This is a genomic window from Faecalibacterium sp. BIOML-A4 (genome assembly GCF_009679665.1).
Classification (GTDB): domain Bacteria; phylum Bacillota; class Clostridia; order Oscillospirales; family Ruminococcaceae; genus Faecalibacterium; species Faecalibacterium taiwanense.
In genome coordinates, this window is the sequence record NZ_WKZG01000007.1 from 72508 (window position 1) to 87184 (window position 14677).

14 protein-coding genes and 2 pseudogenes are annotated in these 14677 nt (G+C 57.9%); 12 read left to right on the forward strand and 4 right to left on the reverse strand.

Annotated features, from left to right (window positions below; all coding sequences use genetic code 11):
- Positions 1 to 13: 13 nt before the first annotated feature.
- The 4 genes from GKG34_RS06400 to acpP are packed head-to-tail and all read right to left on the reverse strand — an operon-like array spanning position 14 to position 3016.
- Positions 14 to 958 (reverse strand): beta-ketoacyl-ACP synthase III, encoded by a 945-nt coding sequence (locus GKG34_RS06400; RefSeq protein ID WP_005939758.1) that lies wholly within the window; start codon positions 956 to 958, stop codon positions 14 to 16.
- Positions 955 to 1908 carry an acetyl-CoA carboxylase carboxyltransferase subunit alpha gene (locus tag GKG34_RS06405; RefSeq protein ID WP_005939761.1) on the reverse strand — a complete coding sequence of 318 codons (954 nt, stop codon included), beginning with the start codon at positions 1906 to 1908 and terminating at the stop codon, positions 955 to 957. Before GKG34_RS06405 ends, GKG34_RS06400 begins: the two co-directional genes overlap by 4 nt.
- Positions 1905 to 2777, reverse strand: coding sequence for an acetyl-CoA carboxylase, carboxyltransferase subunit beta (gene accD / locus GKG34_RS06410; protein WP_097774750.1), 873 nt, complete (start codon positions 2775 to 2777; stop codon positions 1905 to 1907). The genes GKG34_RS06405 and accD overlap by 4 nt, the downstream gene beginning before the upstream one ends.
- Before the next feature lie 11 nt (positions 2778 to 2788).
- Positions 2789 to 3016, reverse strand: coding sequence for an acyl carrier protein (acpP, locus tag GKG34_RS06415; protein ID WP_005939770.1), 228 nt, complete (start codon positions 3014 to 3016; stop codon positions 2789 to 2791).
- 243 nt (positions 3017 to 3259) lie between these two features.
- On the opposite strand from acpP, the gene GKG34_RS06420 reads away from it, so the two are divergent.
- The 12 genes and pseudogenes from GKG34_RS06420 (at position 3260) to GKG34_RS06470 (ending at position 14434) form a co-directional block, all read left to right on the forward strand.
- On the forward strand, positions 3260 to 3940 hold the full coding sequence (locus GKG34_RS06420; RefSeq protein WP_097778254.1) for a GntR family transcriptional regulator: 681 nt from the start codon (positions 3260 to 3262) through the stop codon (positions 3938 to 3940).
- 173 nt (positions 3941 to 4113) lie between these two features.
- Positions 4114 to 5574 carry an NAD(P)/FAD-dependent oxidoreductase gene (locus tag GKG34_RS06425; protein ID WP_154255827.1) on the forward strand — a complete coding sequence of 487 codons (1461 nt, stop codon included), beginning with the start codon at positions 4114 to 4116 and terminating at the stop codon, positions 5572 to 5574.
- A 3-nt stretch (positions 5575 to 5577) separates the two neighbouring features.
- Positions 5578 to 6810 carry an FAD-dependent oxidoreductase gene (locus tag GKG34_RS06430; protein WP_005939784.1) on the forward strand — a complete coding sequence of 411 codons (1233 nt, stop codon included), beginning with the start codon at positions 5578 to 5580 and terminating at the stop codon, positions 6808 to 6810.
- Positions 6807 to 7169 carry a DUF1667 domain-containing protein gene (locus tag GKG34_RS06435; protein ID WP_005939786.1) on the forward strand — a complete coding sequence of 121 codons (363 nt, stop codon included), beginning with the start codon at positions 6807 to 6809 and terminating at the stop codon, positions 7167 to 7169. The genes GKG34_RS06430 and GKG34_RS06435 overlap by 4 nt, the downstream gene beginning before the upstream one ends.
- A 350-nt stretch (positions 7170 to 7519) precedes the next feature.
- Complete coding sequence (locus GKG34_RS06440; protein WP_005939792.1) at positions 7520 to 7999, forward strand: helix-turn-helix domain-containing protein; 480 nt, start codon at positions 7520 to 7522, stop codon at positions 7997 to 7999.
- Positions 7986 to 9731 (forward strand): ABC transporter ATP-binding protein, encoded by a 1746-nt coding sequence (locus GKG34_RS06445; protein ID WP_005939795.1) that lies wholly within the window; start codon positions 7986 to 7988, stop codon positions 9729 to 9731. Before GKG34_RS06440 ends, GKG34_RS06445 begins: the two co-directional genes overlap by 14 nt.
- A complete protein-coding gene (locus tag GKG34_RS06450; RefSeq protein ID WP_005939798.1) occupies positions 9721 to 11367 on the forward strand; it encodes an ABC transporter ATP-binding protein in 1647 nt (548 codons plus the stop codon). The genes GKG34_RS06445 and GKG34_RS06450 overlap by 11 nt, the downstream gene beginning before the upstream one ends.
- A gap of 370 nt (positions 11368 to 11737) precedes the next feature.
- A complete protein-coding gene (locus GKG34_RS06455) occupies positions 11738 to 12649 on the forward strand; it encodes a hypothetical protein (RefSeq protein WP_005939804.1) in 912 nt (303 codons plus the stop codon).
- Positions 12650 to 12770: 121 nt separating this feature from the next.
- Positions 12771 to 13019 (forward strand): hypothetical protein, encoded by a 249-nt coding sequence (locus GKG34_RS06460; RefSeq protein ID WP_044953420.1) that lies wholly within the window; start codon positions 12771 to 12773, stop codon positions 13017 to 13019.
- 39 nt (positions 13020 to 13058) lie between these two features.
- Positions 13059 to 13226: pseudogene (locus tag GKG34_RS15850) on the forward strand (TfoX/Sxy family protein); the annotation flags it as partial.
- An 11-nt stretch (positions 13227 to 13237) separates the two neighbouring features.
- Positions 13238 to 13468: pseudogene (locus GKG34_RS15855) on the forward strand (RNHCP domain-containing protein); the annotation flags it as partial.
- 225 nt (positions 13469 to 13693) lie between these two features.
- Positions 13694 to 14434 (forward strand): N-acetyltransferase, encoded by a 741-nt coding sequence (locus tag GKG34_RS06470; RefSeq protein ID WP_005939813.1) that lies wholly within the window; start codon positions 13694 to 13696, stop codon positions 14432 to 14434.
- Positions 14435 to 14677 lie beyond the last annotated feature (243 nt).

Consider the following 14677-nt stretch of genomic DNA (forward strand, 5'->3'; position numbering starts at 1 on the left):
CCGAACATGATTTTTACTCTTTGTATTGAAAAATTGCGCCGCCCCATGTCAGGCCGCCGCCAAAGCCGATGCAGGCCAGAAGCTGGCCCGGCTGCAGCTGCCCGTTCTCGGCAAGCTCGTTCAGGGCTACCGGGATGCTGGCGGCGCTGGTGTTGCCGTGGCGGTCCATGTTCTTGTAGAACTTTGCTGGGTCGGCCTTCAGCGCCCGCACGCAGTGGTCGATGATGCGGCTGTTGGCCTGATGGCAGACCACCCACTCAAGATCATCGAGGGTCAGCTGTGTTTCATCCAGCACAGTGTGCAGGCACTTGGGCAGGGCATCCACTGCAAAGCGGAATACGGCCTTGCCGTCCATGGTGATGGGCGCAGAACCTGTGCGGTTCGGCCCGCCCGCATGGAGAACATCGCTGCCGCGCGCGCCCAGCGTCAGAGCAAAGGGAGTGTCCGACAGCTGAAAAATGGCAGCACCGGCTCCATCCCCAAACAGTACACAGGTGGAGCGGTCGGCGGGGTCCATCAGGCGGGAAAGGGCTTCGCACCCAATGACGAGGGCATACTGTCCACCCAAAGTTGTCAGCAGTCCCCGCGCCACGGCTATGCCGTAGAGGAAGCCGGAACAGGCCGCGTTGACATCCAGCGCAGGCCGGTCCTCGGGAAGGCCCAGCGCCGCCTGCACCTGACAGGCTACACTGGGGGTCGCGTCTGGGGCGGACAGGGTGGCACAGATGCAGCACCCGATCTGCGCAGGGGCAAGGCCGCTGCGGGCCAAAGCCTGCTTTGCGGCGGAAATGGCCAGCGTGGCGGCAGATTCATCCTCCGTGCACCAGTGCCGGGTGCGGATGCCGGTGCGGCTGGTGATCCACTCGTCACTGGTATCCACCATGCGGCTCAGATCTTCGTTGGTGACCGTTCGGCCGGGGATGGCCCCGCCGGTGGCGATCAGCTGTAAACCACTCATGCGTTCCTCGTTTCTCCGATCTGGCGGTATTTTTTATAGCGCTGGTCGGCCAGCTGGCGGCCGCTCATGCGGCACAGCTCTTTCAGGTGCACCCGCAAAGCAACATCCAACTGTTCAAACAAGGCTGCGTGGCTGCGCTGTGCGCCGCCCAACGGTTCCGGGATCACCTGCTCCACGATGCCATCGCTGTACAGATCCTGCGCGGTCAGCTTCATCATCTCGCAGGCTTCGCCGCTGCGGGAAGCATCCTTCCACAGAATGCTGGCAAAGCCCTCGGGGCTGAGCACCGAGTAAACGGCATTTTCCAGCATGAGGATGTGGTTTGCCACACCCAGTGCCAGCGCACCGCCGGAAGAGCCTTCGCCGGTGACAACGGCAATGACCGGCACGGTCAGGCCGCTCATTTCCATCAGGTTGCGTGCAATGGCTTCGCCCTGACCGCGCTCCTCGGCATCCTTGCCGGGGTAAGCGCCCGGCGTGTCAATGAAGGTGATGATGGGCCGGCCAAACTTTTCGGCCTGCTTCATCAGGCGCAGGGCCTTGCGGTAGCCCTCCGGCCCCGGCATACCAAAGTTACAGGCCAGATTTTCTTCCAGTGTGCTGCCCTTGCGGTGGCCGATGACCGTCACCGGCAATCCGTGAAAACGGGCGATGCCGCCCAGAATGGCAGGGTCTTCCTTGCACTGACGGTCGCCGCGCTGCTCAAAGAAGTCGGTGAACAGGGCAGAAACGGTCTCATCAATGTGGGGGCGCTCCGGGTGCCGGGCCAGAAACACCCGATCCTCGGCGGTCAGCGGGCCGCAGGTGCGCAGGATCTCGTCCTCTTCCACAGCCAGCTCTGCCAGCTCGGAGGCATGGGCCGTGATGGCATCCATCTCGTTGCCGCTGCCTTTCAGCGCGGCAATCTGGGCATCCAGCGGAGCCAGCTGCTCTAAAATTTCCTTGATCATTCGTGTTTTCCTCCTGCATGGAGCTGCAAGACCTGGATCAGGGTATCCCGCAGCTGGCTGCGGGGCACCACCTGATCCACAAAGCCGTGCTCCATCTGGAACTCGCTGCGCTGGAATCCGGCAGGCAGCTTTTCGCCAATGGTCTGCTCAATGACCCGCGGACCTGCAAAGCCGATCAGCGCGCCAGGCTCTGCCAGCATGATGTCGCCAAGGCTTGCAAAGCTGGCCGTCACACCGCCGGTGGTGGGGTGGGTGAGCACACTGATGTACAACCCGCCCTTTGCCGAAAAGCGCTGGATGGCGGCACTGGTCTTTGCCATCTGCATCAGGCTGAAAATGCCCTCCTGCATCCGCGCGCCGCCGCTGGCCGAAAAAATAACCAGCGGCAGGTGCTTTGCGGCGGCGTACTCGATGGCGCGGGTGATCTTGTCGCCCACGGCAGTGCTCATGCTGCCCATGAAAAAGCGGCTGTCCAGCACGGCAGCCACGCAGGCCACCCCGCCGATGCGGCCGGTGGCCGTTACAGCGGCTTCGCGCAGGCCGGTCTTGTTCTGGGCGGCGGCAAGCTTTTCACGGTAGCCCGGAAAATGCAGCACATCCTGTGGAGCAAGGTCGGCATCCAGTTCCCGGAAGCTGCCGTGGTCCAGCACCAGACTGAGCCGGTAGTACCCGCCAATGGGCATGTGGTAGCCGCAGTTGGGGCAGACGTAAAGGCTTCTTGCCCACAGGGTGCGTGCGGCGCGGCGGCCGCACTGCTTGCACTCCACAAACTGCTGCTCGTGCCAGACGGCACCGGCATCCCGCTTGGCCTTCAGCTGGAAGGTGCGCTCCCGCATTCGGCCGGGGAAAAGATCTCGGATATCGTTCATTGCTTTTTGCCTCAGATATGTGCGGTGATGTAGTTGTAGATATCGCCCACGGTCTTGAGCTTTGCCAGCTCTTCGTCCGGGATGGACACGCCGCAGGCATCTTCCAGAGCCATGTTCAGCTCCACGGCATCCAGACTGTCGGCCTCCAGATCCTCGGTCAGGCTGGCCTCCATGGTCACCTTGTCCTCGTCGCAGTTCAGGGTATCAACAACGATCTTCTTCATTTCTTCAAACGTCATGGTAGTAGTCTCCTTTGATTTGTTTTGAATATCTAAATTTTTTGAAGTTTCTTGCGAACACGACCATTATAGCCGAATCGTTGGATAAGTCAAGAATAATAGTTAAAATATTTTATCTTTTACAATTCTGACACAGTTTCCTTCCTTTTATATATTGTCCTCTTTTACGCCGGTGTGCAGTGTGGTATACTTGACCCAGCAGTCTGAGAACAGTGTTTCCCTGTGAGGGAAAGGAGCCTTCCGATGATTACGATTTCAGAGCGCAGAGAGCATGAATCTGCAAAAAGTTTTGTTCTGCGGGTATTGATCGATAATATTATCAATACCCGTCTGGAGCCGGGTGAAAAACTGAACGAGCCGGAATTGTGCGAACAGCTGGGGGTGAGCCGCACCCCCTTCCGGGAAGCAGAGCTGGAGCTGGCGCAGCGGCGGCTCATTGAGATCCGGCCCAAGATCGGCACCTATGTTTCTCTCATCGATGCAGAGCTGGTGGAAGAAGTGCGCCATCTGCGCGCTGTGCTGGAAGCAGAGATCGCCCGCATGGCGTGCGAAAAGCTGACCCCGGCGGATATCGACCAGCTGTGGGAGAACGTGGCGCTCTGGCGCATGTACATTGAGCGTGCACAGGAAGAAAAGATCTTTGAGCTGGACAAGGGGTTCCACCGGCTGCTTTATGTGCAGTGCGGCTGCCCGTACTGGTACGATCTGGTGGAAAATCTGGCTCCGCATTTTGACCGCACCACCATCCTCAGCTTCCGCTGCAGGCCCGCAAAAACGATCTACGAAGATCACGTCAGCCTGCTGAAAGCCATTGAACAGAAGGATGCGGCGGCAGCACACCGCATTGCCGGGCAGCATATGCAGCGCTACACGGAGAACCTTTCTGCGATCCGGGAAGCATTCCCACACTATTTCAAAGCTTGAAACAACCGTATCACGTTCAGAAATGCCGTATCTATGCCAAAAGATGCGGCATTTTTTTGTGCAGTTTTTTGCCGGAAACGGCTTGACAGAGATTATGAAATGTTATATATTTTAGTCAATGAAATATATAACATAAAAGCCGGATCTCTAAATCAGGAAGAAAGGTGGATACCATGAAAAAACAATACGATGTGGTCATCATCGGTGCGGGTGTCGTGGGCAGCGCCATTGCACGCGAACTTTCGCGCTACAAATTGAGCATTGCAGTGCTGGAAAAAAATCTGGATGTCTGCAACGAGACCAGTGGCCGCAACTCTGCGGTGGTGCACGGCGGCTTTGCCAACCCCATTGGCAGCCTGAAAGCGAAGTGCTGCGTAGAAGGCAACCGCATCATGGATCAGCTGGCCGAAGAGCTGAACTTCCCGTTCAAGCGTTGCGGCAAGGTGCTGGTGGGCAACACCCCCGAGGACATGGAGCAGCTGGAGCGCACCATGAAGCAGGGCGCTGTCAACGGCTGCACCGGCCTTGAGATGATCGATGAAGCAAAGCTGCACGAGCTGGTGCCAGCCGTGGTGGGCAAGTTTGCCATGTGGTCCAAAAACAGCGGCATCATGGACCCGTTCCTGTACACGGTGGCACTGGCCGAGAACGCACACGCCAACGGCGTGGACTTCTTCTTTGACCACAAGGTAGAGGCTATCACCCGGGAAAATGAGCGGTACTACCTGCATACTGCCCATGGCGATTTCTGCACCCGCTGGGTGGTCAACGCCGCTGGTCTGGGCGCAAAGCAGATCTCCGACCTGCTGGGCCTGACCGACTACCGTGTCATCGGCTCCCGCAGCAACTACATCATCCTGCACAAGCGCATGGGCAAGCTGCTGCCCATGCCGGTGTACCCGGTGCCCAGCAACACCTACATGGGCATCCACATCACCCCCACCGTGGACGGCAACGTGACTGTTGGCCCGGACGCGGAGAACACCGATGTGCTGGACGACTACAGCGTGCCGCAGGCCAACATGGACAGTCTGGCCGTGGAGGGCGCAAAGCTGTGGCCCCACATCTTTAAAAAGGATCAGATCCGCACCTTCGCCGGCATCCAGCCCAAGTGGGTGGATGAAAACGGTGCCATTCAGGACTGGAAGGTGGAGATCCGGGACGACGTAGCACCCAATGCCGTCAACCTCGTGGGCATTGAATCCCCGGGCCTGACCGGCAGCGTGCCGCTGGCCCGCTACGTCATCGGTCTGATGCAGGAGCGCGAAAAGTTTGAGGAAAACCCAGACTTTGACCCGCACCACAAGGGCATCGTCAAGTTTGCCGAGTGCACGCCGGAACAGCAGGCAGAGCTCATCGCGCAGGACCCCGATTACGGCGAGATGATCTGCAGCTGTGAGGAAGTGACCAAGGCCGAGATCCTGCAGGCTATCCACAACCCGCTGGGCGTTTCCACCATGACCGGCATCAAGTACCGCACCCGCGCCATGATGGGCGGCTGTCAGGGCGGCTTCTGCCAGATGAAGATCGAACACTTCATTGAGCAGGAGCTGGGCACCGAGCCGGAGAATGTGCGTTACAGCCGTCAGGGGTCATGGGTACTCACCGGCAATATGCGGAAGGAGGAGAACTGAGCGATGGAACAGAAAGACGTTGTGATTATCGGCGGCGGCCCTGCAGGTCTTGCCGCAGCGGTGGAGCTGCACAAGCAGGGCATCCGCAACATGATCATTCTGGAGCGCGAGGCGATGCTGGGCGGCATCCTGCGCCAGTGCATCCATGACGGCTTCGGTCTGGGCCGCTTCGGCGAGAGCCTGTCCGGCCCGGAATATGCACAAGCGTTCATTGATGAAGTGAACAAGCGTGAGATCCCTTACGAGACCAGCGCCACGGTGCTGAGCCTGACGGAGGATCGTGTCGTCACCGCCTCCACCCGCAGCGGCCTGCGCCAGTATCAGGCAAAGGCTGTGGTGCTTGCCATGGGCTGCAAGGAGCGCAGCCGCGGCGCACTGGGCATTCCCGGCGAGCGTCCGGCAGGCGTGTTCACCGCAGGCACCGCGCAGGCTTACATGAACCTCTACAACCGGATGCCCGGCAAGGAGGTCGTCATCCTCGGCTCCGGCGATATCGGCATGATCATGGCACGCCGCATGACGCTGGAAGGCGCTCATGTGCAGGCAGTGTTCGAGCTGATGCCTTACCCCTCCGGCCTGCCGCGCAACATCGTGCAGTGTCTGGATGACTACAATATCCCGCTCTATCTCAGCCACACCGTCACCGAGATCCATGGCCGTGACCGTCTGACCGGCGTGACCATCTCCGAGGTGGACGCGAACCGTCGGCCCATCCCCGGCACCGAGAAGGAGTACAAGTGTGATACGCTGATCCTCTCCGTGGGCCTGATCCCGGAGAACAAGCTGCTGGAGGATGCCGGCATCGCCATTGACCCCCACACCAACGGCGCTGTGGTGGACGAGAACCTGCAGACCAACGTGCCCGGCGTGTTCTCTGCCGGCAATGTGCTGCATGTGCATGATCTGGTGGACTTTGTTTCTATGGAGTCCGAGGCACTGGCACGCCATGCTGCCGCCTACGTTGAGGGCAAGGGCATCGACCCCTGCACGCTAGACGTGAAGTGCGGCGAGGGCGTGGGCCACACCATTCCGCAGAAGGTCAGCGGCAAGAACGACTTTAGCCTGTCGCTGCGCGTGCGGAACCACTACCGTGACTGCCGCATCGTGGTGCGCCAGAACGGTGTGGAAGTTGCTGCCAAGAAGATGAAGAAAGCCATTCCTGCGGAGATGATCCAGTTCAAGGTCTCTGCTGCCAAGCTGCAGGAAACGGGCGCACTGGAGGTGTCGGTGGAATGAAAAAGCAATTTACTTGTATCGTCTGCCCCAACGGCTGCGAGATCGAAGCCGAAGTTGAAAATGGTCAGGTGATCTCGGTCACCGGTCACACCTGCCCCCGCGGCGAACAGTATGTCCGTCAGGAGCTGACTGCGCCCCGTCGCACCATCGCCAGCTCAGTGCTGGTTAAGGGCGGCGAGCTGCCTGTCACCAGCGTCCGCCTGACCAAGGCCATCCCCAAGGATATGATCTTTCCGGTGATGGACGAGATCCGCAAGGTGGTGCTGACCGCCCCCGTCAAGGCGGGCACCATCGTGCTGCACAACGTCTGCGGGCTGGACAGTGACGTGATGGTCACCAAGAATGTGGATGCCTGCTGACCGGCTGAAATAAAGAAATACGGAAAAACAGTCCTGATCGTCTGCCTGCTTTTACAGCGGACACGGTCAGGGCTGTTTTGATGCTATAAACCTGTTGACATGATATGAAAATGGGCTTGTGATGGCCCCGACGTGGGAAAGGACTGCGGCAAACGCCAAAAGCGGGCAATGCCGCAGCACATGGCTGGTCTGTACAGGCGCGGCCCATGCACTGGGTGTGGAGCCTGCCGGCATTGCAAAAATACGGGCACAAAAAGAACTGTTTGCATTTTGGAAACGAGATGCTATACTATTGATTGTACATACAACGATGTAGATACAACTTCCTGCAATGAAGCCCGGAGGAGCCTATGGATATTACGGAACGAAAAATCACAAAGATCGCACGCGAAGCGGAAAAACTGGTCCTGCTCACGATGCGGGAGGAAGGGGTCGGCACAGCAGAGATCGACCTGATCCATGCAGTGCGGCATCACCCCGGCTGCACGCAGGCGCAGCTGGCGGAACTGCTGCACGCAGATAAGGCTGCCATTGCGCGGCGGACAAAAAATCTGGAAGCAAAGGGTCTTCTGATCCGCAGAGATGCCCCCAGCGACCGGCGCAGCCAGCTGCTGTACCCCACCAAAAAGGCGGAAAGCCTGAGATCCTCCAAGGCAGAGATCGAAGCGGCCTTTTACGAATACCTGACCAATGTGCTCACCGCCGAGGAAGCCGCTGCCTTTGCCGCTGCGCTGAACAAGCTGTACACAGCATCCAAGACCGAGAGCCGCGCGGGCTTCCCGCATTTCCGGAAAGCTGCAGGAAGTGAGGCTGCTCATGAAAAAGGATAAAACGTTCCGCCCGGACAGGGTGCTCTCCTATTTCAAAGCAGAGTGGCTCCCGCTGGCCTTTGTCACGCTGTCGGGCCTTGTGTATAACATCGGCCTGCTGGCAACGCCTTGGTTCGAGGGCCGGCTGGCCCAGTGCCTTGCCGACATTCTGGGCGGCAGCGAGACGGCGGCAAAAATGGCCATGCTGGTGCTGGCCTATATCGTGGTCACGCTGGCGGTGCAGGCGGCGCGCTTTATCAAGCGCTTTTATGTCCGCCGCTTTGCCAACAACATCAACCGCCGGATGAAGGGCATCCTGTATGCCAATCTGGTGCGGCAGAGCCGGGCGGCGCTGGAAAAAGAAGGCGCCGGTGAACTGATGACCAAGGCCATCTCGGATGTGGACGACTGCGTAGAGGGGATGCGCAAGTTCACCACCGAGATCTTTGATACCGGCGTGGCGCTGGTGGGCTATGCTGTGATGCTGCTGGTGTACGACTGGCGGCTGGCGCTGCTCAGCCTGCTGTTCACGCCGTTTTCCTACATGTGCGCGGCATGGATGAAAAAGCCGGTGCAGCGCGCCGGTGCGGCGTACAAAAAGGCGGCAAGTGCGCTGAGCGCTGCCACCCTCGACCGCGCCCGGAATGCTGTGACCTACCGCATTTACGGCTGTGAGGATGCCCGCGTAGAAAAGTACGAGGAAGCCCTGAACACCTACGAAAAAACAGCCGTGCGCAACAATGTGTGGCAGTCCGCTCTGCCGCCGCTGTATCTGGCAGCGTCCGAGGCAGGCGTGCTGTTCATTTTGTGGTTCGGCGCTAAAAATGTGCTCGGCTCCGGCTGGAGCACATGGGACATTGCGGCGTTCACCACCTTCCTTTCCTGCTTCACGAAACTGGTGGTCAAATCCTCCAAGGTGGCAAAGCTGTTCAACTCGGTGCAGAAAGCCGAGGTCTCGTGGAAGCGCATCAAGCCGCTGATGAAGCAGCCGGAACAGCTGGAAGCCCTGCATATCCCGGCGGCGCAGGACGTGACGCTGGAAAACCTCTCCTTTTCCTATGGCGAAGGACCCATCTTTTCCGGCCTGAGCCTGACGGCGCACCCCGGCGATATCATTGGTGTCACCGGCCCGGTGGCCTGCGGCAAATCCACCTTCGGCAGGGTGTTCCTGTGCGAAGCACCCTACGGCGGCTCGGCAAAATTTGGCAAAACGGAATTTGCTGCCATGACCCCGCGGCAGATCTCTGCCACCGTTGGTTACTTGGGCCATGATCCGGAGCTGAGCGCCGATACGGTGCAGAACAATGTTCTCTGCGGCAGTGAACAGGATGCCATGCCGTGGCTTGCTGCCGCCGCGTTGGACGGCGAAGTGCTGGCCATGGAAAACGGTGTGGATACCGTCATCGGCCCCAGCGGCACCCGCCTTTCCGGCGGTCAGGCCCAGCGCTTGGCACTGGCAAGAACGCTGGCCCACCCGCGCCCGGTGCTGATCCTGGACGACCCGTTCTCTGCGCTGGACCGCCATACCGAGGATACCGTGTTTGCCGATTTGCAGAGCGATGCAAAGGATAAGGTGGTCTTCTTCATCTCGCACCGGCTGTACCACTTCCCGCAGATGCAGAAAGTGATCTTTATGGACGGCGGTAAAACCACCGTTGGTACCCATGCCCAGCTGATGGAAACGGTTCCGCTGTACCGCCAGCTGTACGAGAGCCAGACGGTGCAGAAAGAAGGCGATCTGGATGAAGAGTAAAAAGGATAACGGCGTATTTGAAACCATCCGCATGGCCGCCATGTCGCATCATCTGCTCACGGCGGGCACCATCCTGTGCGTGGCGGCATCGGTGGTGGCATCACTGCTGCCGCCGCTGCTGCTGGCCGGTATCATTGACCGGCTCACCGCAGGCATCCCGCTCACCTTTGCAGCAGTGCTGCTGTACTTTGGCAGTCTGGCGCTGGAAGGGGGGCTTTCCTCCGCGCAGGAAAGCCTGCTGGTGCTCTTTGGCCAGAAAATGACCCACGCGCTGCGGTCGGAAATGTCCCGGAAGCTTACCCGGCTGCCCGCAAGCACGCTGGCAGGCCAGAACCCCGGCGAGGTGGCGGCACGCTTTTCCGGCGATGTGGACACGGTGGAAGCGCTGTTCACCTCCGGCATCATCAGCATGGCGGCAGATGCCTGCCGCATCATTTCCATCATGGCGGTCATCGCGGTAAAAAACACCGGCATTGCGCTGGTGCTGCTGCTGGTGCTGCCGCTGTTTGCGGTGTTCACCCGCCATGTGCAAAAGCGGATGCTGGCCGCACAACTGGATAACCGCCGTGCCGTTGCGGCTGTCTCCGGTCAGGTGCCGGAGACGCTGCACAACATCCGCACCATCCGGGCGCTGGGGCTGGAAAGCTATAGGGAACGCCGCTATGACCGCTGCATCGGCGAGAGCTACGCCGCTATGGAGCGCACCAATTTTTACGATGCCATCTATTCGCCGGTGGTGCTGGCGCTGAACGCGGTGGTGGCAGGCATCGTGATGCTGCTTTCCGCTTCCGGCAATGCCATGGTGCTTACATTCTTTGGGATGTCGGTGGGTACCTCGGTGGCGATCATCAACTACATTTCCCGCATTTTTGCTCCCATTGAGAGCCTTGGCATGGAGATCCAGACCATCCAGTCGGCCATGGCGGGTGTCAAGCGCATCGATGCCTTTCTCGCTCAGCCGGAACGCACGATCCCTGCCGAGCGCCGGACCGCTGCGCGCGGGGATGTGGAGCTTGCGCATGTGACCTTCGGCTATGGCGAAAAGCCCGTCCTGAGTGATTTCTCCATGACGGTAAAGAAGGGCGGGCAGGTCACGCTGGTGGGCCGCACCGGTGCGGGCAAGAGCACGGTGTTCAAGCTTCTGCTGGGCCTGTACCAGCCGCAGGCGGGCACTGTTACCATTGGCGGCGTGGATGTGGCACGCATCACCGACCGCGAGCGCCGCACTTGCATCGGCTGCGTGGAGCAGCATTTCTCCCGTGTGCCGGGCACCGTGCTGGAGCAGATCACGCTGGGCGATCCGCAGATCACTGCAGAGATGGCACGGAATGCGGCAAAGCTTGCGGGCATTGACGAAGCCATTCAGGCCCTGCCGGAAGGCTGCGACACCGTTTGCAGCGATGGCATGTTCTCGCAGGGCGAGTGGCAGCTGCTGTCTATTGCCCGCGCTGCGGCGGCGGACCCGGCTGTGCTTTTGCTGGACGAGGTCACGGCAAATCTGGACGCTGAAACGGAAGCCCGTGTGCTGGAAGCACTGCGCCGCGCCTCTGCAGGCCGCACGGTGCTCTCAGTCTCCCATCGCATTTACGAAAACCTGGGCGGCAGAACGGTGAAGATCGAGCCGCAGAACATGTGAACCGAAACATTTTTCGCAATGCACGAAAAACGTTTCATCTCTTGACAGAACAGGCGCTGTGCTGTAAAGCAAGGTGCGAAAGCTGGGCAAAGCTCATCTCGTTCTTTCAGGAGTGGTAAGGAAGATCAAAAATCGGTTTTTTCATGTCAGACATGAAGATACTTCTTGTTCTTTCGCAGAGAAAGGAATATAATGGGAGAGATAAGATCACCAGCATGCACATGATAAAACTTGGAGTGAGCTCAAGGTAAGAGGAAGATGATTTCTTTCCCGGCAGGACTGTGCTATACTGACAAAAAGATCTCCGGGTGCAGCGCAAAAGCTGCTGCAGGGAAGCTGAAACTTACAGAAATGAGGAACACACACGGCAATGGCACAGCACGAACGCGGCACGGCATATTATCATCTTCCGGGACTGTTTGAATTTTATGAACTGTACCGTGTGTTTCTGCCGCTGTTCCGTGAACACAGGGAATATTTTTACGACTGGTGCGAGATCGGTTCGGTCTACGGTGCACCGGCCGACTGCATCTGGGGCGGGGGCCGCACTGGCTTTGGCGATGCACAGCCGCACCGGGTGCTTGCACTGATGCAGGAATATGGCATATCGGCCCGGCTCACCTTCAGCAATTCGCTGCTCCGAGAAGAGCACCTTGCAGACCGGAAATGCAATGCCCTCTGTGCGCTGTTTGAAAAAGAAAACCGTGTGCAGAATGGTGTCATCGTCCATTCGGACCTGCTGCTGGACTACCTGAAAAGGCAGTATCCGGGCCTTTATTTCGTGTCCTCCACAACAAAAGTCCTTACAGATTTTCAGCAGCTCCGCAGAGAGACGGAACGGGAAGAGTTCCGCTATGTTGTGCCGGATTTCCGCCTGAACAAGTCGTTTGCAGAGCTGGATACCCTGCCGCAGGATCAGAAGGACAAGGTGGAATTTCTGTGCAACGAATGCTGCTGGTACGGCTGCCGGGACAGAAAGCGCTGCTACGAGAATGTCAGCCGCAAAAATCTGGGCGAGGACTGCCCGGACCACCGCTGCACAGCGCCGGGCGCACAGCAGGGCTATCGTTTTTCAAAGGCAATGGAAAACCCCGGCTTCATCGGGGCCGGGGATATCCGCAAAGTTTATCTGCCCGGCGGCTTTTCCAACTTCAAGATCGAGGGGCGGGGCCTGGGCAGCGCGTTGATACTGGAATTTCTGCTTTACTACATGACAAAGCCTGAGTATCAGCTGCGCGTCCGGGAAGAAATTTATCTGGACAACATGCTGGATCTGTTCTGATGGCCCTGAGCCGCGTTCATATTTGCTTCCGTGATGCATCTTGCCGCCTTCGGGCGGCTTTTGTTTTAGGATGTACTGATTGACACCCTCAAAAGCATCCTGCAGGGAGGTGCGGCCTGCATTGTTCTCGGAACGCTATGTGGACCGTATGATCTCTTACCATGCAGGAATTTTCCGTTCCCTGATCGCAGGCGGCGAAATTCGGGATGAGGACCCGGATACATTGGCATGGATGTACGTTTCCCCGGTCATCACCCTGCTCAGTGTCTGCGACCGCCAGCCGGAACGAGAAGCCGAAAGCCTTGAAAAGTTGGACGCCCATGTAAAGCTGTTCTTCCGTACCTTTAACATTGAACGAGGTGAAAAATGAAATCATCCGATGAATCAATACGAAGGGTGGTGTGAAATAATGGCTTCCAGCAAAGAATATCTTCATTTTATTTTGGAACAGCTATCAGATTTGGATGATATCTCGTATCGGTCTATGATGGGAGAATATATCCTTTATTATCGCGGTAAAATCGTCGGCGGAGTCTATGACGACAGATTGCTTGTAAAGAAAACAAGATCTGCTTTGGAATGTATGCCTGCGGCGGCATCATGGAGCCGGTGGCCGTCTGGGTACGCAAGGGCGGCGAGTGGGCCATCATCCACCGCTGCAAACGCTGCGGAAAGCTCAGCTCCAACCGGGTGGCGGCAGACGACAATCCCATGAAGCTCATGAGCATTGCCATGAAGCCCCTGTGCTCTCCGCCGTTTCCGCTGGACTATCTTGAGGAAATGACCGCCTTGATGGGCGGCGATGGACGGATGCGGTAAGCCGCAGCCAAAAACAAAAAAGTCGCTGTGTCGGAGAAGCGCTCTGCGACACAGCGGCTTTTTACAACTTACTGCACTCATCATGGAACAATCGGGCGTTCTGTGCTATATTCTTTAAAGAGCCTAAAGCATTGCTGCCGGGCAGATCACCGTCAACGGCACGGCAGACGGGAAAATGGAAGAAACTGTGTCGGAGAAGGCATAAGGATATAGGGGGACGCTTCGATGGAGTATATCCGAATCACAAAAGAAAACATCGACAAGGAACACATCTGTTGTGCCATGTCCGGCAAACAGAGCCTTGCCAAGAAGGACTGGCTTAAGCAGCGATTTGAGGAGGGGCTTGTTTTTTACCGCAGTGCGGAGCGCGGCAAATGCTTTATCGAGTACATCCCGGCAGAAAACGCATGGGTGCCCATTGAAGCGGCAGGCTGGCTTTATATCAACTGTCTGTGGGTCTCCGGCTCCTTGAAAGGGCACGGCTATTCCAGCGAGCTGCTGGAAGAATGCCTTCGGGATGCCAAGGCGCAAGGCAAAAACGGCGTTTGTATTCTGTGTGCAGAGGGGCGCAAACGAGAATTCCTTGCTGACCCAAAGTTTTTGAACCATAAGGGCTTTAAGGTTTCGGACATCTCCGATTGCGGGATCAACCTCATGTGCCTGCCCCTTGCAGAGAATGCCCAGCCGCCAAAATTCAAGGCCTGCGCCAAGCATCCCAAGGTGGAGGAAAAAGGCTTTGTCCTCTACTATACCGACCAGTGCCCCTACACCTATTATTGGGTGCCAAAGGTGCAGGAGGCTGCAAGGGAACACGGGATTCCGTTCAATGCCATCCACATCACCGAGAAAGAGACGGCACAGAATGTGCCCGCACCCGTCACAACATACGCGTTGTTCCGGGATGGGAAGTTTGTGACCCAGAGCATCCAGTCGGACAAGAAATTTTTGAAATTGGCGGCAGAATAATTCAATCAAGCAAAACGCCAGACGCTCAGACGCAGTGCAGCCCATAGAATTGGGGTGCGCTGCGTTTTTTATTTTGGAAGATAAAGAATAGAAGTCCCTGCAATGAAAAAAATAAGGACGGCTTCGCTTCTCCTGCTTATGGTTCTGGGAACCGGGCTGGTGCTGATGGCTCCAAGGTGAAGGAAAAGCGGTTCCGTTATAGCTGCCATTATAATGTACGGCATCCGGGTCAATGCGATGGAC

What these genes read in the sequence shown, in the direction of transcription:
- GKG34_RS06400 (WP_005939758.1), bottom strand. Translation starts at nt 958, where the DNA reads ATGAGTGGTTTACAGCTGATCGCCACCGGCGGGGCCATCCCCGGCCGA.
- GKG34_RS06405 (WP_005939761.1), bottom strand. Translation starts at nt 1,908, where the DNA reads ATGATCAAGGAAATTTTAGAGCAGCTGGCTCCGCTGGATGCCCAGATT.
- accD (WP_097774750.1), bottom strand. Translation starts at nt 2,777, where the DNA reads ATGAACGATATCCGAGATCTTTTCCCCGGCCGAATGCGGGAGCGCACC.
- acpP (WP_005939770.1), bottom strand. Translation starts at nt 3,016, where the DNA reads ATGACGTTTGAAGAAATGAAGAAGATCGTTGTTGATACCCTGAACTGC.
- GKG34_RS06420 (WP_097778254.1), top strand. Translation starts at nt 3,260, where the DNA reads ATGATTACGATTTCAGAGCGCAGAGAGCATGAATCTGCAAAAAGTTTT.
- GKG34_RS06425 (WP_154255827.1), top strand. Translation starts at nt 4,114, where the DNA reads ATGAAAAAACAATACGATGTGGTCATCATCGGTGCGGGTGTCGTGGGC.
- GKG34_RS06430 (WP_005939784.1), top strand. Translation starts at nt 5,578, where the DNA reads ATGGAACAGAAAGACGTTGTGATTATCGGCGGCGGCCCTGCAGGTCTT.
- GKG34_RS06435 (WP_005939786.1), top strand. Translation starts at nt 6,807, where the DNA reads ATGAAAAAGCAATTTACTTGTATCGTCTGCCCCAACGGCTGCGAGATC.
- GKG34_RS06440 (WP_005939792.1), top strand. Translation starts at nt 7,520, where the DNA reads ATGGATATTACGGAACGAAAAATCACAAAGATCGCACGCGAAGCGGAA.
- GKG34_RS06445 (WP_005939795.1), top strand. Translation starts at nt 7,986, where the DNA reads ATGAAAAAGGATAAAACGTTCCGCCCGGACAGGGTGCTCTCCTATTTC.
- GKG34_RS06450 (WP_005939798.1), top strand. Translation starts at nt 9,721, where the DNA reads ATGAAGAGTAAAAAGGATAACGGCGTATTTGAAACCATCCGCATGGCC.
- GKG34_RS06455 (WP_005939804.1), top strand. Translation starts at nt 11,738, where the DNA reads ATGGCACAGCACGAACGCGGCACGGCATATTATCATCTTCCGGGACTG.
- GKG34_RS06470 (WP_005939813.1), top strand. Translation starts at nt 13,694, where the DNA reads ATGGAGTATATCCGAATCACAAAAGAAAACATCGACAAGGAACACATC.